The organism is Actinokineospora sp. NPDC004072 (genome assembly GCF_053604195.1).
Genome location: NZ_JBSGHB010000016.1, coordinates 60678 through 83546, shown reverse-complemented (window position 1 = coordinate 83546; position 22869 = coordinate 60678). Strand labels below are relative to the sequence as shown.

The 22869-nt window shown below is 74.6% G+C and carries 22 protein-coding genes; 9 read left to right on the top strand and 13 right to left on the bottom strand.

The features are described from left to right. The first annotated feature begins 8 nt into the window (after positions 1 to 8). Complete coding sequence (locus ACWEPX_RS24010) at positions 9 to 1607, top strand: condensation domain-containing protein (RefSeq protein ID WP_451899472.1); 1599 nt, start codon at positions 9 to 11, stop codon at positions 1605 to 1607. On the opposite strand, the gene ACWEPX_RS24005 is transcribed toward ACWEPX_RS24010, so the two are convergent. The 7 genes from ACWEPX_RS24005 to ACWEPX_RS23975 form a co-directional block, all read right to left on the bottom strand. Further along, complete coding sequence (locus tag ACWEPX_RS24005) at positions 1592 to 2965, bottom strand: MFS transporter (protein WP_451899471.1); 1374 nt, start codon at positions 2963 to 2965, stop codon at positions 1592 to 1594. The two genes, ACWEPX_RS24010 and ACWEPX_RS24005, sit on opposite strands and share 16 nt — an antisense overlap. Positions 2966 to 2990: 25 nt before the next feature. Continuing rightward, entirely contained in the window at positions 2991 to 4424 is a 1434-nt protein-coding gene (locus ACWEPX_RS24000; protein ID WP_451899470.1) for an FAD-dependent oxidoreductase, read from the bottom strand. Then, positions 4421 to 6487, bottom strand: a complete 2067-nt coding sequence (locus tag ACWEPX_RS23995) for a molybdopterin oxidoreductase family protein (RefSeq protein ID WP_451899469.1) — start codon at positions 6485 to 6487, stop codon at positions 4421 to 4423. The genes ACWEPX_RS24000 and ACWEPX_RS23995 overlap by 4 nt, the downstream gene beginning before the upstream one ends. 174 nt (positions 6488 to 6661) lie before the next feature. Next, positions 6662 to 7450 carry a TIGR02569 family protein gene (locus ACWEPX_RS23990; protein ID WP_451899468.1) on the bottom strand — a complete coding sequence of 263 codons (789 nt, stop codon included), beginning with the start codon at positions 7448 to 7450 and terminating at the stop codon, positions 6662 to 6664. 113 nt (positions 7451 to 7563) lie between these two features. Further along, entirely contained in the window at positions 7564 to 8742 is a 1179-nt protein-coding gene (gene moeZ, locus ACWEPX_RS23985) for an adenylyltransferase/sulfurtransferase MoeZ (protein ID WP_451899467.1), read from the bottom strand. Between the two features lie 102 nt (positions 8743 to 8844). After that, on the bottom strand, positions 8845 to 9855 hold the full coding sequence (locus tag ACWEPX_RS23980) for a DUF3152 domain-containing protein (RefSeq protein WP_451899466.1): 1011 nt from the start codon (positions 9853 to 9855) through the stop codon (positions 8845 to 8847). A gap of 46 nt (positions 9856 to 9901) precedes the next feature. Then, positions 9902 to 10849: an alpha/beta fold hydrolase gene (locus ACWEPX_RS23975; protein ID WP_451899465.1), complete on the bottom strand. Its 948-nt coding sequence runs from the start codon at positions 10847 to 10849 to the stop codon at positions 9902 to 9904. Positions 10850 to 11019: 170 nt separating this feature from the next. On the opposite strand from ACWEPX_RS23975, the gene ACWEPX_RS23970 reads away from it, so the two are divergent. The 3 genes from ACWEPX_RS23970 to ACWEPX_RS23960 are packed head-to-tail and all read left to right on the top strand — an operon-like array spanning position 11020 to position 13097. Next, the gene (locus ACWEPX_RS23970) at positions 11020 to 11652 is read left to right on the top strand and encodes a TetR/AcrR family transcriptional regulator (RefSeq protein WP_451899464.1); all 633 of its coding nucleotides are present in this window, start codon (positions 11020 to 11022) and stop codon (positions 11650 to 11652) included. 51 nt (positions 11653 to 11703) lie between these two features. Further along, positions 11704 to 12408 (top strand): PP2C family protein-serine/threonine phosphatase, encoded by a 705-nt coding sequence (locus ACWEPX_RS23965; protein WP_451899463.1) that lies wholly within the window; start codon positions 11704 to 11706, stop codon positions 12406 to 12408. Then, on the top strand, positions 12396 to 13097 hold the full coding sequence (locus ACWEPX_RS23960; protein ID WP_451899462.1) for a hypothetical protein: 702 nt from the start codon (positions 12396 to 12398) through the stop codon (positions 13095 to 13097). The genes ACWEPX_RS23965 and ACWEPX_RS23960 overlap by 13 nt, the downstream gene beginning before the upstream one ends. On the opposite strand, the gene ACWEPX_RS23955 is transcribed toward ACWEPX_RS23960, so the two are convergent. Both ACWEPX_RS23955 and ACWEPX_RS23950 read right to left on the bottom strand, forming a co-directional pair. Further along, positions 13098 to 14105, bottom strand: a complete 1008-nt coding sequence (locus ACWEPX_RS23955) for an alpha/beta fold hydrolase (RefSeq protein ID WP_451899461.1) — start codon at positions 14103 to 14105, stop codon at positions 13098 to 13100. Positions 14106 to 14139: 34 nt separating this feature from the next. Continuing rightward, a complete protein-coding gene (locus ACWEPX_RS23950; RefSeq protein WP_451899460.1) occupies positions 14140 to 15051 on the bottom strand; it encodes an AurF N-oxygenase family protein in 912 nt (303 codons plus the stop codon). A 77-nt stretch (positions 15052 to 15128) separates the two neighbouring features. Between ACWEPX_RS23950 and ACWEPX_RS23945 the strand changes: the two genes are divergently transcribed. Together ACWEPX_RS23945 and ACWEPX_RS23940 are read left to right on the top strand one after the other, a co-directional pair. Then, a complete protein-coding gene (locus tag ACWEPX_RS23945; RefSeq protein ID WP_451899459.1) occupies positions 15129 to 15851 on the top strand; it encodes a TetR/AcrR family transcriptional regulator in 723 nt (240 codons plus the stop codon). A gap of 9 nt (positions 15852 to 15860) precedes the next feature. Continuing rightward, complete coding sequence (locus ACWEPX_RS23940; RefSeq protein WP_451899458.1) at positions 15861 to 16187, top strand: DUF4873 domain-containing protein; 327 nt, start codon at positions 15861 to 15863, stop codon at positions 16185 to 16187. A 63-nt stretch (positions 16188 to 16250) separates the two neighbouring features. Here the strand turns inward: ACWEPX_RS23940 and ACWEPX_RS23935 are convergent, their stop codons facing one another. Then, positions 16251 to 16475: a DUF3107 domain-containing protein gene (locus ACWEPX_RS23935; protein ID WP_451899457.1), complete on the bottom strand. Its 225-nt coding sequence runs from the start codon at positions 16473 to 16475 to the stop codon at positions 16251 to 16253. A 128-nt stretch (positions 16476 to 16603) separates the two neighbouring features. After that, a complete protein-coding gene (locus tag ACWEPX_RS23930; protein ID WP_451899456.1) occupies positions 16604 to 17263 on the bottom strand; it encodes a ferritin-like fold-containing protein in 660 nt (219 codons plus the stop codon). 213 nt (positions 17264 to 17476) lie between these two features. On the opposite strand from ACWEPX_RS23930, the gene ACWEPX_RS23925 reads away from it, so the two are divergent. The 3 genes from ACWEPX_RS23925 to ACWEPX_RS23915 are packed head-to-tail and all read left to right on the top strand — an operon-like array spanning position 17477 to position 21405. Continuing rightward, positions 17477 to 19120 (top strand): DEAD/DEAH box helicase, encoded by a 1644-nt coding sequence (locus ACWEPX_RS23925; protein WP_451899455.1) that lies wholly within the window; start codon positions 17477 to 17479, stop codon positions 19118 to 19120. A gap of 4 nt (positions 19121 to 19124) precedes the next feature. Further along, positions 19125 to 20504 (top strand): Rv3212 family protein, encoded by a 1380-nt coding sequence (locus ACWEPX_RS23920; protein WP_451899454.1) that lies wholly within the window; start codon positions 19125 to 19127, stop codon positions 20502 to 20504. Positions 20505 to 20538: 34 nt separating this feature from the next. Beyond that, positions 20539 to 21405: an alpha/beta fold hydrolase gene (locus ACWEPX_RS23915; RefSeq protein WP_451899453.1), complete on the top strand. Its 867-nt coding sequence runs from the start codon at positions 20539 to 20541 to the stop codon at positions 21403 to 21405. A gap of 26 nt (positions 21406 to 21431) precedes the next feature. On the opposite strand, the gene ACWEPX_RS23910 is transcribed toward ACWEPX_RS23915, so the two are convergent. Both ACWEPX_RS23910 and ACWEPX_RS23905 read right to left on the bottom strand, forming a co-directional pair. Further along, on the bottom strand, positions 21432 to 22016 hold the full coding sequence (locus ACWEPX_RS23910; protein ID WP_451899452.1) for a hypothetical protein: 585 nt from the start codon (positions 22014 to 22016) through the stop codon (positions 21432 to 21434). Then, entirely contained in the window at positions 22013 to 22819 is an 807-nt protein-coding gene (locus ACWEPX_RS23905; protein ID WP_451899532.1) for a RecB family exonuclease, read from the bottom strand. Before ACWEPX_RS23905 ends, ACWEPX_RS23910 begins: the two co-directional genes overlap by 4 nt. Positions 22820 to 22869: the final 50 nt, after the last annotated feature.

Below are 22869 nucleotides of genomic sequence, written 5' to 3'. Positions count from 1 at the left end.
TCCGCGCCATGTCGCTGCCGGTGCGCACGCTGTCGGTCCCGTTCGCCGTGCCGGGGGCCCGCTCGGGGCCGGTGGCGCTGGGGCAGCACAACGTGCTGCGGTGGCTCGGCGGCGACGGCGGCGACGCGCTGCCCGCGTTCGTGCCGGTCCCGCCGGGGCGCTCGGTCGAGGACGTGGCCGACGCGGTCGGCGTGGTCGTGGCCCGCCACGAGTCGCTGCGCACGGTCTTCGACGGGCAGGTCCAGCGGGTGCTGGGGACCGGCGCGGTGCCGGTGTCGGTCTACGAGCTCGACGGCGACGAGGTCGCCTTCGTCGGCGGGCTGGTGGTGCGCCTGCTGCGCGAGCCCTTCGACGTCGCCGCCGACCTGCCCGTGCGGGCGCTGGTGGTGACCCGCTGCGGCGCGCCGTTCATCGCGGTGCTGCTGCTCTCCCACGCCGCGGTCGACGGGACCGCCGCGACCCTGCTGGGCAGGCAGGTCGCCGCGCTGCTCGACGGCGACCGCTCGGCCCCGCCGGTCGAGCACCAGCCGATCGACCAGGCGCTGTGGGAGCGCTCGCCCGCGGGGCAGCGGCGGACGGCGGCCTCGCTGCGGTACTGGGCGGCCCGGTTGCGCGAGGCCCCGCAGGCGCTGTTCACCGTGCCGCACCCGGAGGGCGTGCCCGGCCACCGCGAGGTGCGGATGCTGTCCTCGGCGCTGGCCGGGGCGCTGGTCCCGGTGGTCGCGCGGACCGGGGTGAGCCCGTCGTCGGTGGTGCTGGCCGCGGCGGTCGGCCTGCTCGCCGCGCACACCGGGGCCGACCCCGGCGCGCTGGTGTCGATCTCGGGCAACCGGTTCCGGTCGGGCTGGCGGGACTACATCGGCCCGCTCGCCCAGGACGCGCTGGTGCCCTACGCCGTGGCGGGCAGCGGCGGGTTCGACGCGCTGGCGCGGCAGCTGGGGTCGGCGACGCTGGCGGCCTACCGGTGCGCGCACTTCGACTCGGTGGACCTGTGGGAGGTCATGGACGGCGTCGCGGAGGAGCGCGGCGTGCGCTTCCACCGGGACTGCGTGTTCAGCGACCTCGGCGTCGCCGAGCCGGAGCCGCCGGTCGAGCGGACCCGGTTCGAGCCGATGTTCGACCGGCCGCTGCCCACGGCGTTCTACCTGACCCTGGGCGCGGTGTCCGGGGCCGTCGACCTGCGCCTGCACACCGACACGCGCTACGTGCCCGACCCGGCCCGCTTCCTGGCGGCCGTCGAGCGGCTGGTGGTCGCCGCCGCGGAGCGGGACGTGCCGGTCGCCGGGTTCGCCGCCGCGTCGGGCGTCGACCAGGTGCTGCCGGGGCCGGGCTGGGCGCGGGTGGACTCGTGCTGGGTGGACCTCGCGCAGGTGGGCGCGCTGGTGGGCGGGGCCGCGTTCGTCGAGGACGGCGCGCTGGTCGCCTACGCGACCGAGGGCACGCCGGAGGAGCTGCGGGAGCGGTGCATGGCCGGGCTGCACCCCGCCGTGATGGCGCCGCACCGCTTCGTCGTGTGCGGGCAGGCGCCCGCCGACCCCGGGGACGCGGCGGCCTGGCGCCGGATGCCGGTGGTGGCATCCGGCTCCGGCCGTCAGACCCCCGCGTAGGCCAGGCTGGGGGCGCGCTCCACCGCGAAGGTCCGGCGCAGGTAGAACCACCACGTCACGCCGACGCACAGCCCGTAGAAGCCGATGAAGGCCAGCAGCGCCGGGGTGAGCGTCCGCGCGCCCTCCAGCGAGAACTTGAAGACCAGGTTCACCAGCACGCCGCCGAAGGCGCCCACCGCGCCCGCGATGCCGACGACCGCGGCGGCCTGGCGCTTGGCCCGCTTGCGCGCGGCGTCGGCGTCCTCGCCCGCCGCGGCGGCCCGGGAGCCGACCTCGGCGGAGAAGATCATCGGGATCATCCGGTAGGTCGTGCCGTTGCCCATGCCGCTGAGCACGAACAGCGCGATGAAGGAGCCGAAGAACAGCCCGAAGCTGCCCTGGGCGACGCTGGCGACGACCCCGGCCGCGCCGACGGCCATGCCGAGGAAGACCAGCAGCGTCATCCGCGCCCCGCCCACCCGGTCGGCCAGCCAGCCGCCGACGGGCCGGGCCAGCGAGCCGATCAGCGCGCCGATGAACGCCAGCGCCGTGTGGCCGCCGAAGGCGATCTGCAGCAGCGCGGGGAAGGCGAAGGAGAAGCCGATGAACGAGCCGAACGTGCCGATGTAGAGGAACGACATGACCCAGGTGTGCTTGTTGGCCAGGGCCTGCCGGTAGGAGGTGCCGTCGGGCTTGGCCGAGGTGATGCTGTCCATGCCGAACCAGGCGGCCGCGGCGGCCAGGATGATCAGCGGCATCCACATCAGCGCTGCGTAGGCGAGGTTGATCCCGGTGCCGATGCTGACCGCGATGGGGACGAGCAGCTGCGTCTGCGCCACGCCGAGGTTGCCGCCCGCGGCGTTGAGGCCGAGCGCGAGACCCTTCTTGCCCTCGGGGTAGAAGAACGAGATGTTGGCCATCGACGAGGAGAAGTTGCCCCCGCCGAAGCCCATCGCGGCGGCCGTGGCCAGGAAGAACCAGTACGGCGTGCCCGGGGTCAGCACGGCGGCGGCGAGCATGCCGCAGGGGACCAGCAGCAGCGCGGCGCTGACCGCCGTCCACGCGCGACCGCCGAAGCGCGGCACCGCGAAGGTGTAGGGCACGCGCAGCGCGGCCCCGACGAGGTTGGGCACGATGAGCAGCCAGAAGGTCTGCCCGACGGTGAAGTCGTAGCCGACGGAGCGGAGGTTGACCACGACGATGCTCATCAGCACCCACACGCTGAAGCCGAGGTTCTCGGCCAGGATCGACAGCACGAGGTTGCGGGTGGCCACCCGCCGCCCGGTGCCCGCCCAGAAGGCGGGGTCCTCGGGCTCCCAGTGGTCGATCCACCGGCCCGTGCGGGCGCTGGGCTGGCCGGGCGGGGCGGGGTTCCTCATGCGGGTTCTCCTGGGGGTGTGCGGGTCAGGGCTTCGCCAGCCAGTCGGCGACACCGCGGACCGCGGCCGAGCAGCCGCCGCAGCCGGTGGTGGCGCGGGTGGCGGCCGCCAAGTCGGCCACCGAGCACGCGCCGCCGCGCCACGCCGCGACGAGCTGGGCCTTGGAGACGGTGTTGCACCGGCAGACCACGGCCGACGCGGGCAGCTCGGCCGGGCTCGCGGCCGCGGCGGGCAGGGCGCGGCCGAGCAGGAGGGCGACGCGGTCGGCCGGGGCCGGGGTCCGGGCGTCGTAGAGCTGGGTGATGGCGGCCGCGGCGTCCGGGAGGCCGAGCAGGATCGCGCCGGTCACCCGGTCCCCGCGCAGGACGAGCTTGGCGTAGCGGCCGCGGGTGGGGTCCTGCACGGCCAGCACCTCGGCGTCGGGGTCGGCCAGGTCGGTGTGCACCTCGCCGAGGGCGGCCAGGTCGACCCCGCGCGCCTTGAGCCGGGTGACGACCGGGGTGCCCTGGTAGCGGGCGGCCGGGGCGGTCCCGGTGAGCCGGTCGGCGAGCACGGCCGCCTGCTCCCAGGCGGGCTGGACCAGGCCGGAGGGGGCGCCGGGGTGCTGGGCGCAGTCGCCGATGGCGTGCACCCGGGGGTCGCTGGTGCGCAGGGCGTCGTCGACGAGGACGCCGCGGTCGCAGGCCAGCCCCATCGCCGCGGCCAGCCCGGTCCGCGCCCGCACCCCGGCCGCGACGACCACCAGGTCGGCGGGGACGTGCGCGCCGTCGTCGAGCTTGAGGCCGTCGCCGGGGACGTAGCGGGCGGCGACGCGGCCCAGGCGGAACTCGATGCCCAGCCCGGCCAGCGTGCGGGCCAGCACCGCCCCGGCGCCCGGGTCGAGCTGGCGTTCCATCAGGTGGCCGACCGGGTGCACGACCGTCACCAGCGCGCCGCGGGCCGCCAGCCCGCGGGCGGCCTCCAGGCCGAGCAGGCCGCCGCCGAGCACCGCGACCGGCGCGCCGGGGCGCGTCCTGGCCAGGATGGCGGCGCAGTCGTCCAGGTCGCGGAAGGGCACCACGCCCGCGGCGAGCGCGCCGCCCTCGGTCCGCAGGCCCTCGGCCTGCGGCACCCACGCGGCGCTGCCGGTGGCCAGCACCAGCGCGTCGTAGTCCACTGTGGAGCCGTCGGCGAGGGTGACGCGGCGGGCTTGCGGGTCGACGGCGGTGGCGCCGATTCCGGTGCGCAGGTCGACGCCGTGCCGTTCGGCCCAACCCGGCTCCTGCAGGCGCACGGCGTCGGGGGTCAGCGATCCGGCCACCACCGCCGACAGCAGCACGCGGTTGTAGGCGGCGTGCGGCTCCGCGCCGACCGCGGTCAGCGCGACCCGCGCGCCTGCCGGGTCCCGGCGGCGGATCTCCTCGACCAGCCGGGCGCCCGCCATCCCGTACCCGACGACCACCACGCGGCGCGCGGTCATGCCCCGACCTCCAGGCGGACGGCGCAGACCTTGAACTCCGGCATCCGGCTCACCGGGTCGAGCGCGGGGTTGGTGATCAGGTTGGCCCGCTGCGCGCCGGGGAAGTGGAACGGCAGGAACACCGTGTCCTGGCGGGCGGAGGCGACCAGCCGCACCCGGGCGGTCGTCGCGCCGCGGCGGGAGACCACCCTGGCCAGCGCGCCGTCGGCGAGCCCGGCCCGGGCCGCGGTGTCCGGGTGCACCTCGACGTGGGCCTCGGGCGCGGCGGCGAGCAGCTCGGGCACCAGCCGGGTCTGCGCGCCGGACTGGTAGTGCGGCAGGACCCGGCCGGTCGTGGCCAGCAGCGGGTACTCCTCGTCCACCGGCTCGGCCGGGCCGCCGTGGTCGACGGGGGCGAACCGGGCCCGGCCGTCGGGGTGGGCGAAGCGGTCGGCGAACAGCCGCGGGGTGCCGGGGTGGTCCTCGGCCGGGACGGGCCAGAACAGCGCCTCGCCCGCGCGCAGCCGCTCGTAGGTGACCCCGGAGTAGTCGGCGGGGCCGCCGCGGGATGCGGCGCGCAGCTCGGCGAAGACCGCGGCGGGGTCGTCCGGGAAGCGCTGCGGCGGCTGGCCGAGGCGCACGGCGAGCCCGCGCAGCACCGACAGGTCGCTGCGGACCCCGGCGGGCGGCTCGACCGCCTTGGCGCGCAGCAGGACGCGGCCCTCCAGGTTGGTCAGCGTGCCGTCCTCCTCGGCCCACTGGGTGACCGGCAGCACCACGTCGGCGGCCCGCGCGGTCTCCGACAGGACGAAGTCGGCCACCACCAGGAAGTTCAATGAGGACAGCCGATCGGCGACGTGCCCGGCGTGCGGCGCGGAGACCGCGACGTTGCTGCCGAAGACCAGCAGCGCCTTCGGCCCGCCACCGGACCCGAGCGCGTCGAGCAGCTCGTAGGCCGAGCGGCCGACGCCGGGCAGGGACTCCGGGTCCACGCCCCAGATCCGCGCGACGTGGGCGCGGGCGGCCGGGTCGTCGATGCGGCGGTAGCCGGGGAGCTGGTCGGCCTTCTGGCCGTGCTCGCGCCCGCCCTGGCCGTTGCCCTGCCCGGTCAGGCAGCCGTACCCCGACCCCGCGGTCCCGGGCAGGCCGAGCGCCAGGGCCAGGTTGATCCACGCCGACGCGGTGTCGGTGCCGCGCGCGTGCTGCTCGGCGCCGCGGCCGGTCAGGACGACCGCGCGGTCCGCGCCCGCGAGCAGGGACGCGGCGCGGCGCTGGTCGGCGGCGGCGACCCCGGTCACCCGCTCGACGCGCTCGGGCCACCACGCCGCCGCGATCCGCCACGCGGCGTCGAACCCGGTGGTGCGCGCGGCGATGTAGTCGGGGCGGACCAGGCCGTCGGCGACGGCCGCGTGCAGGATGCCCAGCGCCAGCGCCAGGTCCGTGCCCGGGCGCGGCTGCAGGTGCAGGCTCGCCTGCTCGGCGGTGGCCGTCCGGCGCGGGTCGACCACGACCAGCCCGCCTGCGTCGGCCGCGGTGCGCAGGTGCTGCCGGAACGGCGGCATGGTCTCGGCGGGGTTGGCCCCGGCGAGCAGGACCGCGTCGGCCCGGGCGATGTCGGCCACCGGGAACGGCAGCCCGCGGTCGACGCCGAAGGCGCGGGTCCCCGCCGCCGCGGCCGAGGACATGCAGAAGCGCCCGTTGTAGTCGATCTGCGCGGTGCCCAGGGCGACCCGGGCGAACTTGCCGAGCAGGTAGCACTTCTCCGTGGTCAGCCCGCCCCCGCCGAAGACCGCGACCGAGTCCGGCCCGTGCTCGGCGCGCAGCGCCGCGAGCCGCCGGGCGACCAGGTCCAGGGCGTCGTCCCAGGAGGCGGGCACGAGGTCGGCGCCGACGCGGACCAGCGGGGCGGTGAGGCGGTGGGCGGTGGTGAGCAGTTCGCCCGCCGTCCAGCCCTTCTGGCACAGGCCGCCGCGGTTGGTGGGGAACTCGCGCGGCTCGACCCGCGCGCCCGCGAGCCGCATCCCGCATTGCAGGGCGCAGTAGGGGCAGTGGGTGTCGACGGCGGGGGCGGCCACGTGCGTCATGCCCGTCTCCTGATCCGGCAGCGTGGGGACGCTCCCGAACGTAGGCAGGCCGGGTTACCCGCAGGGGCCTTCGTGTTTCCGCCGTGCGAAATTGCCTGCGCGCAGCCGGTCCGGCAGCCGTGAGGGCTCCCGGCGCCGGGACGATCATAGCGTGATCGCGCTCACACGCCAGGGCTAGAGGAGATCGGTGACGAGGTTGGCGGCGCGTTCCAGGCCGCGCATGGAGCGCTGGGTGGACTTCGGGTGCAGGGCGTGCACCGCCAGGCGGAACAGCAGGGCGTGCAGGAGCGCCTGCGGCCAGTCCGCCAGGTGCGACCACCGGCGGGCGATGCCGTCGTCGGCCCCGCCCCACGCGATCGCGTCCACCACGACCACCGCCGCGGCCCACTCCGGCGGGCGGTGGTAGGCGGTGAAGTCGACCAGGCCGGGGGCGGCGTCGCCGTCGAACAGGACGGTGCCGAACAGGTCGCCGTGCACGACCTGCGGCGCGCTGGACAGCGCGCCGCGGCGCTCGACGAGCAGGTGGAAGAGCCTGCCGCCGAGGTCGGCGTCGAGGTCGGCGGTCTCCTCGCCCCACGCCACCCGGTCGGCCATCGCGAACACGTCGGCGCGCAGGTTGAGGAACCGCGGCCGGTTGAGCCCCCTGGTCGCCTCGTGCAGCCGCAGCGACGCCGAGACCACCTCGTCGTAGCGCGGCTCCGGCCTGCCGCTGACGTGCCGGAACGCCGCCCAGCCGCCGACGACGTAGCGCCCGTCGCTGGAGCGGACCGGCCGGGCGATGCGCAGGTCGGGCACGTCCAGCTCGCCGAGCGTCTGGGCCACCCACGACGCCTCGGCCGGGCTGCCCGCGGGCCGCAGCGCGATGTCGTCGCAGCGCCACACCGGCCCGCCGCCGATCAGGACCGGCTCGACGCCCCGGGCGCCGAACGCGGCCCGGACGTGCTCAGGGGGCGCAGTGCTCACGGCCGGGGACGCTACCCCCTCGCCCGCCCGTTTCGGAGCCGTGACGCGCGGAAAGCCGCACGTGGGCCGGTCCGGGGCCGCGCGGCGGCGGACCCCGGACCGGCCTCGCGCGGTCAGTAGGTGGGCAGGCTCGGGTCGACCTGCTTGGCCCAGCCCAGCACCCCGCCGCCGACGTGCACGGCGTCGGCGAAGCCGGCCTTGTGCAGCGCGGCCAGCGCCTCGGCCGAGCGCACGCCGGACTTGCAGTGCAGCACGATCGGCTTGTCCTGGGGCAGCTCGGCCAGCGCGTCGCCGGAGAGGATGCGGTCCTTGGGGATCAGGATGGAGCCCGGGATCTTCACGATCTCGTACTCGTTCGGCTCGCGGACGTCGATGAGGACGAAGTCGTCGCCGCGGTCGAACTTCTCCTTCAGCTCCAGCGGGGTGATCGTGCTGCCCGCCGCCGCGGTCTGGGCCGCGTCGGAGACCACGCCGCAGAACGCCTCGTAGTCGATCAGGCCCTCGATCGGCTTGGTCTCGGGGTCCTTGCGGATCTTGATGGTCCGGTAGGACATCTCCAGCGCGTCGTAGACCATCAGCCTGCCCAGCAGCGGCTCGCCGATGCCGGTCAGCAGCTTGATCGCCTCGGTCACCATGATCGAGCCGATGGAGGCGCACAGCACGCCGAGCACGCCGCCCTCGGCGCAGCTGGGGACCATCCCCGGCGGCGGGGGCTCGGGGTAGAGGTCGCGGTAGTTGAGGCCCTGGCCGTTGGGCGCGTCCTCCCAGAACACGCTGACCTGGCCCTCGAACCGGAAGATCGATCCCCAGACGTAGGGCTTGCCCAGCAGCACCGCGGCGTCGTTGACCAGGTACCGGGTGGCGAAGTTGTCCGTGCCGTCGAGGATCAGGTCGTAGTCGCGGAAGATCTCCAGCGCGTTCGACGAGTCCAGCTGCACCTCGTGCAGCACGACGTTGACGAACGGGTTGATCTCGGCGACCGACTCCTTGGCCGAGACGGCCTTGGGCTTGCCGATGTCGGACTGGCCGTGGATCACCTGGCGCTGCAGGTTGGACTCGTCCACCACGTCGAAGTCGATCACGCCGAGGGTGCCGACGCCCGCGGCGGCCAGGTACAGCAGGGCCGGGCTGCCCAGCCCACCGGCGCCGACCACCAGCACCTTGGCGTTCTTCAGCCGCTTCTGCCCGTCCATGCCGACATCGGGGATGATCAGGTGGCGGCTGTAGCGGGCCACCTCGTCCTTGGTCAGCTCCGCGGCGGGCTCCACTAGCGGCGGCAGGCTGCCAGCCATCAGTCCTCCTCGAACTCCGGCGAATCGCGCGGGATTGTCATCGCATTCAACGCAACCCTCCCACCCCGCCTTCCCGCTTCCCAGATAGCGGGAAGCGGCCGCTCAGCCCGCGGGCTGGGCTTGCGGATTCGGCCAGGCGTTCGGCCTGCACACCTTGCCGTCCTTCGGCACGCCCCCGCCGCCGAAGGACTCGTTGAGCCGGTGGACGTAGTCGTTGGCCACGCCGAAGGTCTGCTGCATCATCACCGGGGCCAGCTCGCCGGTCTTCGCGCAGCCCACGTGCCGCAGGTCGAAGACGTGGCCCACCTCGTGGTTGATCACGTACTGCCGGTAGGCGAGCTGGTCGCCCTCGAAGGCCACCGCGCCGCGCACCCAGCGGGCGAGGTTGATCACCACCCGGTCGTTGATCGCGCACGACGACTCGTACTTGATGGAGAAGCCGCAGACGTCGCCGCGGTGGGTGGTCTCCGGGGTGGTGAGGCTGACCTCGAAGTCGGCCTCCACGCCGGGCCCCACCCGCTGCACCGCCACCTCGCCCAGGCTGGTCCAACCGCGCGGGTCGGCCAGCGTGCGGTCCACGAGGTCGGCGAACAGCGCGTCGCCGCCGTACTCCGCGGGCGGGATGCCCTCCTCCACCTCGACGGTGTAGGTGTAGAGCCTGCCCTTGCCGACCTGCTTCCCGCTGCCCGGCAGCACCCGCCACGTGCCCTTGCCCGCCTTGGTGAACGACGCGCCGCCGGGCAGCTCGGCGGTCGGGATGTCCAGCTCGACGGGGGTCCGCTCGGTCAGCGCGGGCCCCGGCGTCGTGGTGGTCGGCCCCTCCCCGGGCACCGCCGGGTTCAGCCCCGCGGCGGTGGTCTCCGGCGAGCGGTCGGCCGCCGTTTGGACCACCACGAGCGCGGTCACGGCGAGCAGGACGGGGAGGGCGTAGACCCGCCAGCCGTAGGTGGCGAAGAAGCCGCGCTTGCGCTTTCTGCCGCCGCCCTCCGCGGGGGGCTCGGGTCGCCAGGATGCCGCCAGCGGCTCGGCGGTGGTGCGCCGGACGCCGGGGCGGTAGCGCTCCTCGTCGGGCTCCGCGGTCGCGGAGGGTGACGAACCGTCCCACTCACTCACGGGGTCAAGGGTGCCACACCTGCGCCGTGCGCTCCTGGTAACCGGGTCACCACCGCTCGCCCGCGGCGGCGCGCCACAGGCTCAGCACGGCCCTGGCGACGGTCGCGGGCCGCTCCATCTGGGCCACGTGGCCCACGTCGGGCAGCACGAGCAGCCGGGCGTTCGGGATGGCGCGCGCGGTGCGCGGGGCCTTGCGCACCGACATCAGCCGGTCCCGCGCGCCCCACACGACCAGCGTCGGCGCGGTGATCTTGGGCGCGGCCCGCCAGATCGAGCGCGGGCCGACCACCAGCCAGGAGCGGATCAGGCCGATCGTGCTGGCCTGCAGCGCCGGGTTGGCCCACGCCTGCTCGGCGCGCTCGGCGTACTCCGCCTCGGCCTCGGCGACCCGCTGCTCGGGCACCCGGTCCGGGTCGGCGAAGCACAGCTGCAGCATCTGCCGGGTGCGCTCACGCGGGGTGACGGCGGCGAGCTGCCTGCGCACCCGCTCGCCCAGCAGCGGCAGCAGCGCCAGGGCCATCCGCGGGTCGGAGAGCCTGCGCGGGTCGGGCCGCAGGTCGGGCACGGCCGGGGAGATCAGGGTCAGGGTGCGCACCGCGTCCGGGGCCGCGGCCGCGGCCAGCAGGCAGATCGCCCCGCCCATCGAGTTGCCCAGCAGGTGCACCGGGCGCCCGTCGAGGCCCCGCAGGACCGCGACCAGGGTGTCGACGTGCGAGCGCAGGGTGTAGTCGTAGCCGTCCGGCGGGGTGCTGCGGCCGAACCCGGGCAGGTCGACGGCCAGGCCGGGGGCGTGGCCGGAGAGCTGGTCGGCCAGGTCGGTCCAGTTGGTCGCCGAACCGCCGAGCCCGTGCACGTACACGGCCGGGACGTCGCCGTCACCCGGGGTGCGGCGCACGTGCAGCCGCACTCCCCCGATCGTCTCCTCCGCACCCGGCCAGGCGGGCCGGGTGGGGTCGATCGGGGGCAAGGGGGCATCGGAGAGCGAAACGGTCATCCCCATAGTGTGAATCGGGCTCGACCGATGCGCCGAATGGTGTCCTGGGTCACACCCGATACTTGTCTGGTCGGGTCCAGGGGGACGAGGATTCCCGCAATCGGCCTACCGGCTAGTAGTGTCGGACGTCGGCGCCGGTGACCGCGGTGGCACAGTGAGCGAGGGGACGCATGTCGGAGACGATTCAGCACAACGGCGGGCGCGGCGCGAGACTCCCGCGCACGGCGCGCCGAGCCCAGCTGCTGGCCGCGGCCCAGGACGTGTTCGCCGCCAACGGCTACCACGCCGCGGGCATGGACGAGATCGCCGAGCGCGCCGGGGTCAGCAAGCCGGTGCTCTACCAGCACTTCCCGGGCAAGCTGGAGCTCTACATGGCGCTGCTGGAGAAGCACGTCGACGAGCTGATCAGCCGGGTGTCCTCGGCGATGGAGACCACCACCGACAACAAGACCCGGGTGCGCAACGCGGTGCGCGCCTACTTCGACTTCGTCGACGGCGAGAGCCAGGCGTTCCGGCTGGTCTTCGAGTCCGACCTGCGCAACGAGCCGCTGGTCCAGGACGCGATCGCGCGGGCGACCAACGCCAGCGTCGACGCCATCACCGCCACGATCACCGCCGACGCGGGCCTGGACGAGAACCGGGCCCGGCTGCTGGCGGTGGGCCTGGTGGGGGTCAGCCAGGTCGCGGCGCGGGCGTGGCTGGACGACAGCCGCACCGTGCCCAAGGAGGAGGCCATCGCGCTGATCTCCACGCTGGCCTGGCGGGGCATCGGCGGCGGGTTCCCGCTGCAGGCGTCCGAATAAGGGGGAGCCCTCCCCCTGCCGTTCTCAGCATCCGGCCGGCACCGTGGAGATATGCGGCTTTTGGTAGCGGGGTGCAGCGCCCTCGGCGGGCGCGACACCAATCAGGACTCGTGGCACGCCGGTGAGCGGCTGATCGCCGTCGCCGACGGGGTCGGCGGCGCGCCCGCGGGCGAGGTGGCCTCCCGGTTGGCGATGGAGTCGGTCGTCGCCGCTGGCCCGGACATGGCGCCCGCGGAGGCCGCCGTGCGGGCCAACGCCGCCGTGCGCGCCTACGCCGAGACCGACCCGGCCACCCACGGCATGGCCACCACGCTGGTCATCGCGGCGCTGGGCGCCGACGGGTGGGTCCGCGGGGCGCACGTCGGCGACAGCGTCACGCTGGTGCAGACCGACCGCGTGGAGTTCCTCGCCTCACCGCACACGCTGGGGGCCGAGCTCGTCGCCGCGGGCCACCTGACCGCCGAGGAGGGCGCCCGCCACCCCAACCGCAACGCCCTGGTGCGGGCGGTGGGCATGGAGTCGACGCTGCAGCCGGACACCTGGTCGCGGCGCGCGGTCCCCGGCGAGCGCTACCTGCTGTGCAGCGACGGGCTCACCGACGCGCTGCCCCCGCCGGACTTCCTGGCCGCCCTGGCGGGCCTGCGCGCCGCCGACCCGCGCCAGTGCGTGGAGACCCTCGTCCGCCTGGCCTGCGACGCGGGCGCCCGCGACAACGTGACGGCGGTGGTGGGGGACGTGGCGGCTTGGCCGACCTGATCGTCGACTACCACGCCCTGCCGTCCCCGGTGCCCGTCCACCCGTCGACGCGGTTCGCCCTGGACCGCGACTTCCTGAGCGCGGGCGCCGACGAACGGGTCTCCCGCGCCCCGAACGCGCCGTACCTGCGGCACATGGACGGGCGGTGGTGGCTGGTCAACGGCCACGGGCGGCAGGCGCCGCTGGCGGTGTACGTGGTGGCCGAGAGCCGCCGCTTCACCGTGGGCGAGCGCTGCGCCTTCCCGCTGCCGGACGGGGAGTCCGAGGTGCACGTCTGGGACTCCCGCTACCGCGTCCACCTGGCGGTCTCGGGCAGCGCCGCGGACCCGGCGCAGGTCGTCGAGCTGGGCCCGGAGACGTCGATCGGCCTGTCGGGGGCGGCGGTGCGGGTCCAGCTGCTGCTGACCCGCAAGCCCCGCCACCGCACGGTGCTGGCCGCGTACTACCGGGAGTACTTCACCCCCGGCATCGCCTCCCCCGCCCCCCTCGGCCGCGCCCAGACCCGCCTCTGCCTCGGCCTGTCCTCCTTCACCGCCCTGGAACGCGCCCTGGACGAGGTGACCCGCGAAATCTGGGGCGAAGCCGCAGGCCACCGCCACGAACTCCCCGAATTCCTCATCCGCGAACGCCTCCTGGTCGCCGAAGACCAGAACCTCGTGCCGCACCGGCTGTGCAGGCACCGGTCGTAGTCAGACCGCGGCGTTGATCCGGTTGACCAGGTCGTCCGCGCGTTCGTAGGGGAGCATGTGGCCTGCGTTGGGGTAGACGACCAGGTCGGCGGCGGGGAGTTCGGCGGCGATCGCGCGGGAGTGGGCGGCGGGGATGAGGCGGTCGCGTTCGCCGGTGAGGATCTGGGTGGGGATGTCGCGGTAGACGTGGAGGGCCTCGGTGGCCGTGTGGCGGTTGATGGCCGAGCGCAGGGCGGCTGCTGAGCGGCGGTGGACGGCGTTGAGCTGGTCGGCGACGGATTGCAGGTCGGCCCGGTCGTAGCGGGCGCCGAAGACCAGCCAGCGCAGGAACGCCAGCTGGGCGCGCCGCTGCAGCGGGTTCAGCGGACGCGACGGCCGGGGAGCCGCCGCCAGGGCGGTCTCAGCCGTCGCGGGGCTGGTCGCAGCAGCGGAAGAGCCGGACGCAGCAGGCGCAGCCACGCCGGTGTCGACAGCCGAGGTGACGGACGCAGCGGCCATACCGGTCTCAGCAGCCCCGGAGCTAGACGCAACCGTGGGGGCGAGGCCGGGCTTGCGCTTGGGGGCGAGGTGCTTGCGCAGGGCCAGGGCGGCCTTCACCAGGGGGCGCGGGAGGCCGAAGGTGATCTCGGACATGCGGCCCGACGAGGTGGAGACGAAGAACGCGGCGTGCACCCGGCTGCGCACCAGGTCCGGGTGGCGGGCGGCCAGGGCCATCATCGCCATGCCGCCCATCGAGTGGCCCACCAGGAGCACCTTGCCCTCCGGCGCCAGCGACGCGATCAGCTCGGCCAGGTCGTCGCCCAGGCGTTCCAGGGTGGCTTCGCCGCGGCCGGAGGCGCCGTGGCCGCGGTGGTCGAAGCGGACCACCCGGTGGCGCAGGTGCGGGGCGACGGCGTCCCAGACGCGGTTGTCGCTGGTCCAGCCGTGGGTGAGCACGACGGTCACCGGCGACGCCGCGTCGCCGGTGACCGCCACGTGCAGGGGCACGCCGTCGGATGCCTGGAACATGCCCGCCAACCTACTATCCAGTAGCTTCCGCGGGCTACTTCGGCAGCAGCATCGACCGCCGCCACAGCACCATCGACGGGCCGCCCACCAGGTCCGCCTCCTTGAGGAACGCCATGATCCGCTCCCCCCAGTACGCGATCGTCTGCTGGAAGTGCGGGTTGTTCTTCGCCGCCTTCCACGCCTCCCGCCGGTTGAGCCCCACCGCCTCGTACACCCGCGGGTTCACCAGGCTCAGCGCCACGAAGTACGACACCACGGCGGCCATCACCCGGTGGTACTGCTTGGCCAGCCAGCCCGCCTCGGCCATCCCCTGTGCGACCTCCTGCCGGGCGAAGGTCACGTGCCGCGCCTCCTCCAGCACGTGGATGCGGTTGACCATGCGGATCAGCGGCTGCATGCCCTCGTCGGCCATGCTCTCCCGCTGCATGCGGTCGAGCACCTCCTCGGCGACCAGGATCGCCGCGTAGACCGACGGGCCGCGGCCGACCACCGGCAGCACCTTGGCCAGCGTCTTGATCCACTTCCGCGGGCCGTACGCGGGCACCCCGAAGCGCTTGCACGCCTTGCCGAACATCGTCGAGTGGCGGCACTCGTCGGCGATCTCGGTGAGCATGTAGTGCACGTGGTCGGTGGTCGGGTCGTGCTTGTAGACCTGCTTGAGCAGCATCTGCATGAGCAGCACCTCGAAGAAGATGCCGGTGCTGGCGATGCTGGCGGTCTCGTGCTTGCCCAGCTCGACGCGCTGCTCGGGGGTCAGCCGCTCCCACAGCTCGGTCCCGTAGAGGGAGATCCGGTGCTCGGGGTGGAAGTACTTGCCCTCGACGATCGGGGCGTCCCAGTCGATGTCGACCTCGGGGTCGTAGAACTTCTCGGCGGAAGACTTCAGCAGCCGCCCCGCCGTCCGCTCCCGATCGGCTACCTTGGCCACCTGCAGCGCGCGGCTCATCGTCGAGTCACCTTCCCCGTGCGTGGACGCTTCGTGCGTTACTTCCGGTAACAGTTACTTCTGGTAGCATGGGTGTCATGGCGGATCGTGTCAAGGGACAGCTGTCCGGGGACGCGCGCCGGGACCGGTGGAAGTCGCACCGGGCCGCGCGGCGCGAGGAGTTCGTGGAGGCGGCGCTGCGCGCGCTCGCCGAGCACGGTCCCGACGTGGGCATGGAGCACGTCGCCGCCGAGGCCGGGGTGACCAAGCCGGTGCTCTACCGGCACTTCACCGACAAGGCCGACCTGTTCGTCGCCCTCGGCCAGCGCGGCACCGAGATCCTGTTCGAGCGGCTGATCCCGGCGATGAACCGGGAGGAGGCGCCGCTGCCGCGCATCCGCAAGAGCCTCGACGCCTTCTTCTCCATCATCGAGGAGTACCCGAACCTCTACCGCCTTCTGGTCCGCCGCACCTTCGGCGACCGGCGCATCGACTCCGACATCGTCGCCGAGGACAAGGGCGTCATCGCGGGCGCGCTGTCGAGCCTGCTCGGGGACTACATGCGCGCGTTCAAGCTCGACTCCGGCGGCGCCGAGGTCTGGGGCCACGGGATCGTCGGCATGGTGCAGAACGTCGGCGAGTGGTGGCTGGAGCGCCGCACGATGAGCCGCGACTCGGTGGTGGAGTACCTGGCCCAGACCATCTGGGCGGCCATCGACGGGACGATGCGCGCCCACGGCGTGACCGTCGACCCCAACAAGCCCCTGGAAATCAACAAGATCGTGAAGCTGGGCGACGGCGACGGCGCCGCGGCCGGGTAGGAGCGCGAGATGAGCCACGACGAGCACCCCGAGGACGACGGCTACACCGGCCAGGCCACCCTCGTCATCGCCGACCAGGAGCTGCCCGTCCGGGTCGAGCTGCGCGGCCACTTCCAGCCGATCGACGGCTACTACCGCTGGTACGGCCGCATCCAGGCCGACCAGAAGGTCTCCGAGCTCGCGGGCGGCCGCAAGACCAAGGTCGTCCTGCGCACCCCCGGCGGCGAGGCCGCGGGCGAGCTGTCCGACCCCGACCCGTGGGACCGCTACCGGATCATGGGCACCAGCAGGCCGCCGTTCGTCGTGCAGACCACCCTCGACCACGCCGACGTCTGACGCCGCCAACGGCAGGAGGGGCGCACCCGGACCCGGGGGCGCCCCTCCTGCCGTCTTGGCCGATCAGGGGGCGAAGCCCACCTTGCGCACGTCCGCGCTGCCGATCTCCACGTAGGCCACCCGGGCCGAGGGGACGACGTAGCGGCGGCCCTTGTCGTCGGTCAGCACGAGCTGGCCGGTGCTGTTCTTGAGGGCGTCGGCGACCAATGCCTCGACCTCGTCAGGAGTCAGGCTGCTGTTCAGCACGAGCTCCCGCGCGGTGTCCGCGACACCGATCTTGACCTCCACGCCGACCTCCACAGTGGTTACCGTCTGCCTGCCGAAAGGCTAGTCGAGCGGGCCGCGGGCGCGCCGCACGGGGCGAGCGTGTTCACCACCCGCGTAATCCCCCGCCCAGGATCCCTGCCCCAGGAGCGCTAGCCCAGCCCCAGGGCGGTCATGCGCTTGCCGTGCTGCTGCTGGAGCTTGCGGAACAGCGCCGCGATGCCGGAGAGGTCGCCGGTGCCGGTGATGATCAGCTCGGCCAGGCCGTCGCGCTCGGCGACGACGTACTGGGCCTGGGTCAGCGCCTCGCCCAGCAGCCGCCTGCCCCACAGGGCTAGCCGGTCGCGCACGGTCCGGTCGCGCTCGATGGCCGCGCGGACCTCGCGCTCGGCGAAGGCGGAGTGGCCGGTGTCGGCCAGCACCTCGGTGACCAGCTCCGAGGTGGCCGGGTCCAGCCAGGAGCCGATCTCGCGGTAGAAGTCGGCCGCCAGCCCGTCGCCGACGTAGGCCTTGACCAGCGACTCCAGCCAGGAGCGCGGCGCGGTGGAGGCGTGCCAGGTGTCGATGTGGCCGATGAACGGGCGGATCGCCTCCTCGACGTCCACCCCGTGCCCGGCCAGGTGCCGGGCGATGGTCCGGTAGTGCCCCATCTCGGCGGCGGCCATCTCCGACAGCGCCGCCCGGCCGGACAGGGTCGGGGCCGTGCGCGCGTCCTCGGCGAGCCGGTCGAAGGCCGACAGCTCCCCGTAGGCGAGCACGCCGAGCAGGTCCACCACGCCCGGGGAAAGCGCCCCGACCTCCGCGTTCTCCATGCTGGCAGGGTATCTGCCCGCGACCCCGGGTAGACTCGGCAGGACACCCACCGCCGGGACCGGCGGAAACGGGTGGCCCCCGGCCCTCTGCGGCGCCGGGGCGGAGGGTGCGCGCAAGCCTCGCTGAGCCCTCCCGCGCGGTGGACCCGGGGAGTCCGCGGGCGCGGTCGAGCGGCCGGACCAGGGCCGTTGCGCGCTGGTGAACAGGAGAGGTTGATCACCCTGACGAACGAAACCACCGGGCTCGACCCGGTAATCCTCGAGCACGCCGAAGCAGGCGTGCCGGAGACCGACACATCGCATCCGCTGCAGGCTGGCGCGCCGGTGCCCACCGACGCCCCGACGTTCGCCGAGCTGGGCGTGCGCCCGGAGATCGTGCGGGCCCTCGGCGAGGCGGGCATCGAGCGGACCTTCGCCATCCAGGCGCTGACGCTGCCGCTGGCGCTGGCGGGCGACGACCTGATCGGGCAGGCCCGCACCGGCACCGGCAAGACGCTGGGCTTCGGCGTGCCGCTGCTGCAGCGGGTCACCAGCCCCGGCGACGGCACCCCGCAGGCACTCGTCGTGGTGCCGACGCGCGAATTGTGCCTGCAGGTCACCCACGACCTGAAGGACGCGGGCAAGCACCTGGGCGTGCGCGTGCTGGCCATCTACGGCGGGCGGCCCTACGAGCCGCAGATCGCCGCGCTGCGCAAGGGCGTCGACATCGTCGTCGGCACCCCCGGGCGGCTGCTGGACCTGGCCGAGCAGCGCCACCTGGTGCTGGGCAAGGTGCGCGGGCTGGTGCTCGACGAGGCCGACGAGATGCTCGACCTGGGCTTCCTGCCCGACATCGAGCGCATCCTGACGATGGTCCCCGACGAGCGGCAGACCATGCTGTTCTCGGCGACCATGCCCGGGCCGATCATCACCCTGGCCCGCACGTTCCTGCGGCAGCCGACGCACGTGCGCGCCGAGGAGCACGACCAGGGCGCCATCCACGAGCGCACCGAGCAGTTCGTCTACCGGGCGCACTCGCTGGACAAGATCGAGGTGCTGGCCCGCATCCTGCAGGCCGAGGGCCGCGGCCTGACGATGATCTTCACCAGGACCAAGCGCACCGCGCAGAAGGTCGCCGACGACCTCACCGAGCGCGGGTTCGCCGCGGGCGCGGTGCACGGCGACCTGGGCCAGGGCGCCCGCGAGCAGGCGCTGCGCGCGTTCCGCTCCGGCAAGGTCGACGTGCTGGTCTGCACCGACGTCGCCGCCCGCGGCATCGACGTCGACGACGTGACGCACGTGGTCAACTACCAGTGCCCCGAGGACGAGAAGACCTACGTGCACCGCATCGGCCGCACCGGCCGGGCCGGGCGCACGGGCGTGGCGATCACCCTGGTCGACTGGGACGAGGAGGCCCGCTGGAAGCTGATCAGCGACACCCTCGGCCTGGACAAGCCCGAGCCGGTGGAGACCTACTCGACCTCCGAGCACCTGTTCTCCGACCTGGGCATCCCGGAGAAGTCGACCGGGCGGCTCCCGCTGGCCAAGCGCACCCGCGCGGGCCTGGAGGCCGAGCCGGAGGAGGACCTGGGCACCCGCAAGCGCGGGGGCGGCGCCCGGCGCACCCGCCGCCGCGGCGGCGGCGCGGGCGAGGAGGCCCCGGAGAGCGCCGAGAAGCAGAGCAGCAGGCCGCGGCGCAAGCGCAGGCGGGCGGGCGTGGACGTCGCAGGCGAGGAGGCCCCGGCCGAGCAGGCCGCGCCCGAGGCCGGGGAAGCCCAGGCCAAGCCCGCGCGCACCCGCAACCGGCGGCGCAGGCGGGCCGGGGAGGTCGTTTCCTCGGGGTCCAACACCGGCGATACACCGGGGTCGGCAGACTGACGGGGTGAGCGCACCGGAGCCCCCCAGCAGCGAGGCCGGTTCCGCGCCTGCCGAGCAGGCGCACGGCGACGGGCTGACGCCCGGCGAAGACGGCTTCCCCACCTGGCCGGAGGACGTGCTGGCGGGCCCGCCGCCGCCTCCGGTCGAGGTCGGGCGGCGCACCCGGTTCACCCGTGCCCGCGATGTGGCCATCGCCGCCGGGCTGGTCGTCGCGGTCGCCGCGGCGTGGGTGCTGATCTGGCAGAACAGCGACTTCAAGGCCACCGCGGCCAGCCCGGGGACGGCCCAGCCGTCCCCGGCGCCGCCGCTGGCCTTCCCGCCGTCGCTGGGCGAGGCGTGGCGGGTGGAGAGCCCGGCCACGCCCAAGCCGGTCGCCGCCGGGCCGGTCGTGGTGACCGGCCAGGACGGCGAGGTCGTCGGGCGCGACCCGCTGACCGGCGACCCGGTGTGGCGCTACCGGCGCGACCTGCCGCTGTGCACGATCACGGGCGCGTGGGAGAACGCCGTGGCGGTCTACCGCTCCGACGGCGGCTTCCTGCCCGACGACGCCCCGCGCGGCGAGGGCGGCTGCAGCGAGGTCACCGCCCTGCGCGGGACCGACGGCACCCGTGCCGCCCAGCGCAACTGGGACGCCGAGCTGGGCGCCGAGCTGGTCGGCGACGGCACCTACCTCACCGCGGCGGGCCAGCGGCTGATCACCTCGCTGCGCTCGGACCTGGTCGAGACCATGGAGTACGGCCAGGTCCCGGCCCAGGTGGTGCCCGACCGCCAGCCCAGGACGGGCTGCACCTACGACTCGGTGTTCATGAACGCCGGGCGGATCGGGGTCGTGGAGCGCTGCCCGGACGACCTGGGCAGGCGGCTGACGGTCTACAAGGCGACCGGCAAGGACGCCGACCGGCCCGAGGTCGTGTTCAGCGAGGTGCTCGACGGCGACTCCGCCAATGTCGTGGCCATGACCGAACGGCTGACCGCGGTCGCGGTGCCCGGCCCGCCCCGGCTGCTGATCTACGGCGACGACGGCCTGCGCACCGCCGAGGTGCCGCTGCCTGCCGGTGAGCTGCGCCAGGACGGCCCGGTCGCCGAGACCGTGCCGGGCGTGGGCTCGCTCTACTGGTTCACCGGCTCGGCGACGGTCGCGCTGTCGATGGAGGACCTCAAGCCCCAGTGGAGCGTGCCCGGCGCGCTCGGCCCGGGCGCGGTGTTCGCCGGGCGGCTGCTGGTGCCCGTGGCCGACGGCCTGGCGGTCATCGACCTCAACGACGGCAAGCGGGTGGGCACGTTCGCGGTTGACCGCGGCGGCTACGCGGGCCCGGTGGCGCTGGCGGTCCTCGGACCGATCGTGCTGGAGCAGCGCGGCCCGCTTTTGGTTGCTTTGCGATAAGACTCACACCGGGTTCGAGGCGCACACTGGTGCCATGTCCGAGGTACCGGTGTATTCGCAACTGACCCCGCACCGCGCGGTCCCGGTCGAGCTGCCTGGCCACTACGCGGCCCTGCGCACGACCGGCGACGGCCCGGTGGTCCTGTTGGTGCCCGGGTACACCGGGTCCAAAGAGGATTTCGCCCCCCTGCTCGACCCGATCGCCGAGGCGGGCTACCAGGCGGTGGCCATCGACCTGCCCGGCCAGATGGACACCCCGGGTCCGGCCGACGAGAACGCCTACCTGCCCGTCTCGCTGGGCGCGGGCCTGGCCGAGCTGGTGGAGAAGCTGGCCGCGGACGGGCGTCCCGTCCTGCTGCTCGGCCACTCCTTCGGCGGCCTGGTCGCCCGGCGCGCGGTGCTGGCGGGCGCGCCCGTCGCCGGGCTGACGCTGCTCGGCTCGGGCCCCGGCGAGCTGCCCCAGGGCCTGCGCAGGCAGGTGCTGGAGCTGGGCGACCCGCTGCTGCGCCAGCACGGCGTCGAGGCCGCCTACCAGGCGCAGGAGGCGCTCAACCGGGACAACCCGCGCTGGCAGGGCCTGCCCGAGCCGCTGCGCGAGTTCTACCGCGCCCGATTCCTGCGCAACAACCCGGCCGCCCTGCTGGGCATGGGCCGCGGCCTGCGCACCGAGCCCGACCTGGTGGCCGACCTGTCCCGGCGGCTGCGCAGCACCAGCACCGGCTGCCTGGTGGCCTGCGGCATCGCCGACGACACCTGGCCGCCCGCGGTGCAGCGGGACATGGCCGACCGGCTGGAGGCCGACTACGCCGCGATCGTCGGCGCAGGCCACTCCCCGGCGGTCGAGGCCCCCGAGGCCCTGCTGGACGTGCTGCTGCCGACCTGGAACACCTGGCTGTACTGAGCTGCTGTCCTCTCAGGACAGTCCACTCAGGCCCACCAGAAGTACCAGAGCGCGGCGCAGGCGGCGATGGCCACCACGAGCACGGCCAGCGCCGCCTGCGGCCCGCGGCGGCGGTCGGCCACGCGCTGGGCCAGCACCGCGACCACGGCGGCGCCCACGTGGCCGAGCAGCGCGACCAGGCCGGGCCCGGGCACGTCGGGCTGGGTCCAGGCGTAGACCTGCAGGCCGAGCACCAGCAGCGCCAGCCCGCAGACGCCGATGGCCAGCGCGCCGGACACCTCGCGCACCGGGCCGCCGGGCCGCTCCCGCTGGCGGGGCAGCTCGGCGGTGGTGTCGTCCGGCCGGGGCAGTCGTTCGGTGGGACCGGTCACGCCCCCAGCATCGCCCATCGCCTGCTGCCCCGCGCTTCGGGGCGGGGCGACGGGCCGGGTCGCCCCGGTCTGCTCGCCCGGCCGCCCGGCAGGGCCGGGCGTCCGCCGCTGGTCCGCGGGCGGGGTCGCGCCGGCGCGGGGGCCCAGGCTTTCGGTGGGGCCGGGCGTCCGCCGCTGGTCCGCGGGCTGGGGCGGGGTCGCGCCGGGGCGGGGGCCCAGGCGTTCGGTGGGGCCGGTCATGGCGCCAGCATGGCCCAGGGGTCGAGGGCGGGGCCGGTGGCCTGCCCGTCGGGGCAGCTGCGGCGGAAGTCGCACCAGCCGCACTGGCGGCCGGGCTGGGCCGGGAACAGGATGTCCGGGTCGCCGCCCGCCGCCAGGGTGTCGGTGGCCAGCTGGAACTCGTCGGCGATCTCCTCGGCGCGGCGCAGGTGGCGGGCCAGGGACTCCTCGGTGTGCTCCCAGGCCGCGACCGTGCCCGTGGGCAGGTGGTGCAGCTCGACCTTGGTGCACGGCCTGCGCAGCGTGCGCCGGGCGGCCAGGACGTAGAGGGCCAGTGCCTGCGAGCCGCGGGCGTCGTCGGTGGTGAGCGCGTGCCTACCGGTCTTGTAGTCGACGATGACCACCTCGTCGCCGCGCTGATCGATGCGGTCCACCCGGCCCTCGGCGACGATCGTGCCCACCGGGGCCGAGACCCACCGCTCCAGGCCGACCGGCTCGTGGGCGACGTCCAGCTCGGCGACGTAGTCGTGCACCCAGCCCGCGGCGCGGTCGCGGAACTCCGCGGCCTGGGCGGCGTCGGCGAAGCCGTCGTCCTTCCAGTGGGTGCGCACCAGGCCCGCCGCCGCCTCCGGGTGGCGGGCGCGCACGGGCAGGTCGAACAGGGCCTTGAGGGCGTTGTGCACGACCGCGCCGAGCGTGCTGTGCGCCCAGGGACCGCCGCGCGGCGGGGTCGGGCGGTCGACGTAGGCCATGCGGAAGCGGCGCGGGCAGTCCGCCCACACCCCCAGCCGCGACGGCGTCACCTTGATGAGGCGCTTGGGCATGGCGTCGAATCCCAGCTGACCTTGCACGGCACACACGGTACGCAGTGCCA

Excerpts from the sequence above, each read along its gene's own strand:
- ACWEPX_RS24010 (WP_451899472.1), top strand. The coding sequence starts at position 9 with ATGTCGCTGCCGGTGCGCACGCTGTCGGTCCCGTTCGCCGTGCCGGGG.
- ACWEPX_RS24005 (WP_451899471.1), bottom strand. The coding sequence starts at position 2,965 with ATGAGGAACCCCGCCCCGCCCGGCCAGCCCAGCGCCCGCACGGGCCGG.
- ACWEPX_RS24000 (WP_451899470.1), bottom strand. The coding sequence starts at position 4,424 with ATGACCGCGCGCCGCGTGGTGGTCGTCGGGTACGGGATGGCGGGCGCC.
- ACWEPX_RS23995 (WP_451899469.1), bottom strand. The coding sequence starts at position 6,487 with ATGACGCACGTGGCCGCCCCCGCCGTCGACACCCACTGCCCCTACTGC.
- moeZ (WP_451899467.1), bottom strand. The coding sequence starts at position 8,742 with ATGGCTGGCAGCCTGCCGCCGCTAGTGGAGCCCGCCGCGGAGCTGACC.
- ACWEPX_RS23975 (WP_451899465.1), bottom strand. The coding sequence starts at position 10,849 with ATGACCGTTTCGCTCTCCGATGCCCCCTTGCCCCCGATCGACCCCACC.
- ACWEPX_RS23970 (WP_451899464.1), top strand. The coding sequence starts at position 11,020 with ATGTCGGAGACGATTCAGCACAACGGCGGGCGCGGCGCGAGACTCCCG.
- ACWEPX_RS23965 (WP_451899463.1), top strand. The coding sequence starts at position 11,704 with ATGCGGCTTTTGGTAGCGGGGTGCAGCGCCCTCGGCGGGCGCGACACC.
- ACWEPX_RS23955 (WP_451899461.1), bottom strand. The coding sequence starts at position 14,105 with ATGTTCCAGGCATCCGACGGCGTGCCCCTGCACGTGGCGGTCACCGGC.
- ACWEPX_RS23950 (WP_451899460.1), bottom strand. The coding sequence starts at position 15,051 with ATGAGCCGCGCGCTGCAGGTGGCCAAGGTAGCCGATCGGGAGCGGACG.
- ACWEPX_RS23945 (WP_451899459.1), top strand. The coding sequence starts at position 15,129 with ATGGCGGATCGTGTCAAGGGACAGCTGTCCGGGGACGCGCGCCGGGAC.
- ACWEPX_RS23940 (WP_451899458.1), top strand. The coding sequence starts at position 15,861 with ATGAGCCACGACGAGCACCCCGAGGACGACGGCTACACCGGCCAGGCC.
- ACWEPX_RS23930 (WP_451899456.1), bottom strand. The coding sequence starts at position 17,263 with ATGGAGAACGCGGAGGTCGGGGCGCTTTCCCCGGGCGTGGTGGACCTG.
- ACWEPX_RS23915 (WP_451899453.1), top strand. The coding sequence starts at position 20,539 with ATGTCCGAGGTACCGGTGTATTCGCAACTGACCCCGCACCGCGCGGTC.
- ACWEPX_RS23910 (WP_451899452.1), bottom strand. The coding sequence starts at position 22,016 with ATGACCGGCCCCACCGAACGCCTGGGCCCCCGCCCCGGCGCGACCCCG.
- ACWEPX_RS23905 (WP_451899532.1), bottom strand. The coding sequence starts at position 22,819 with ATGCCCAAGCGCCTCATCAAGGTGACGCCGTCGCGGCTGGGGGTGTGG.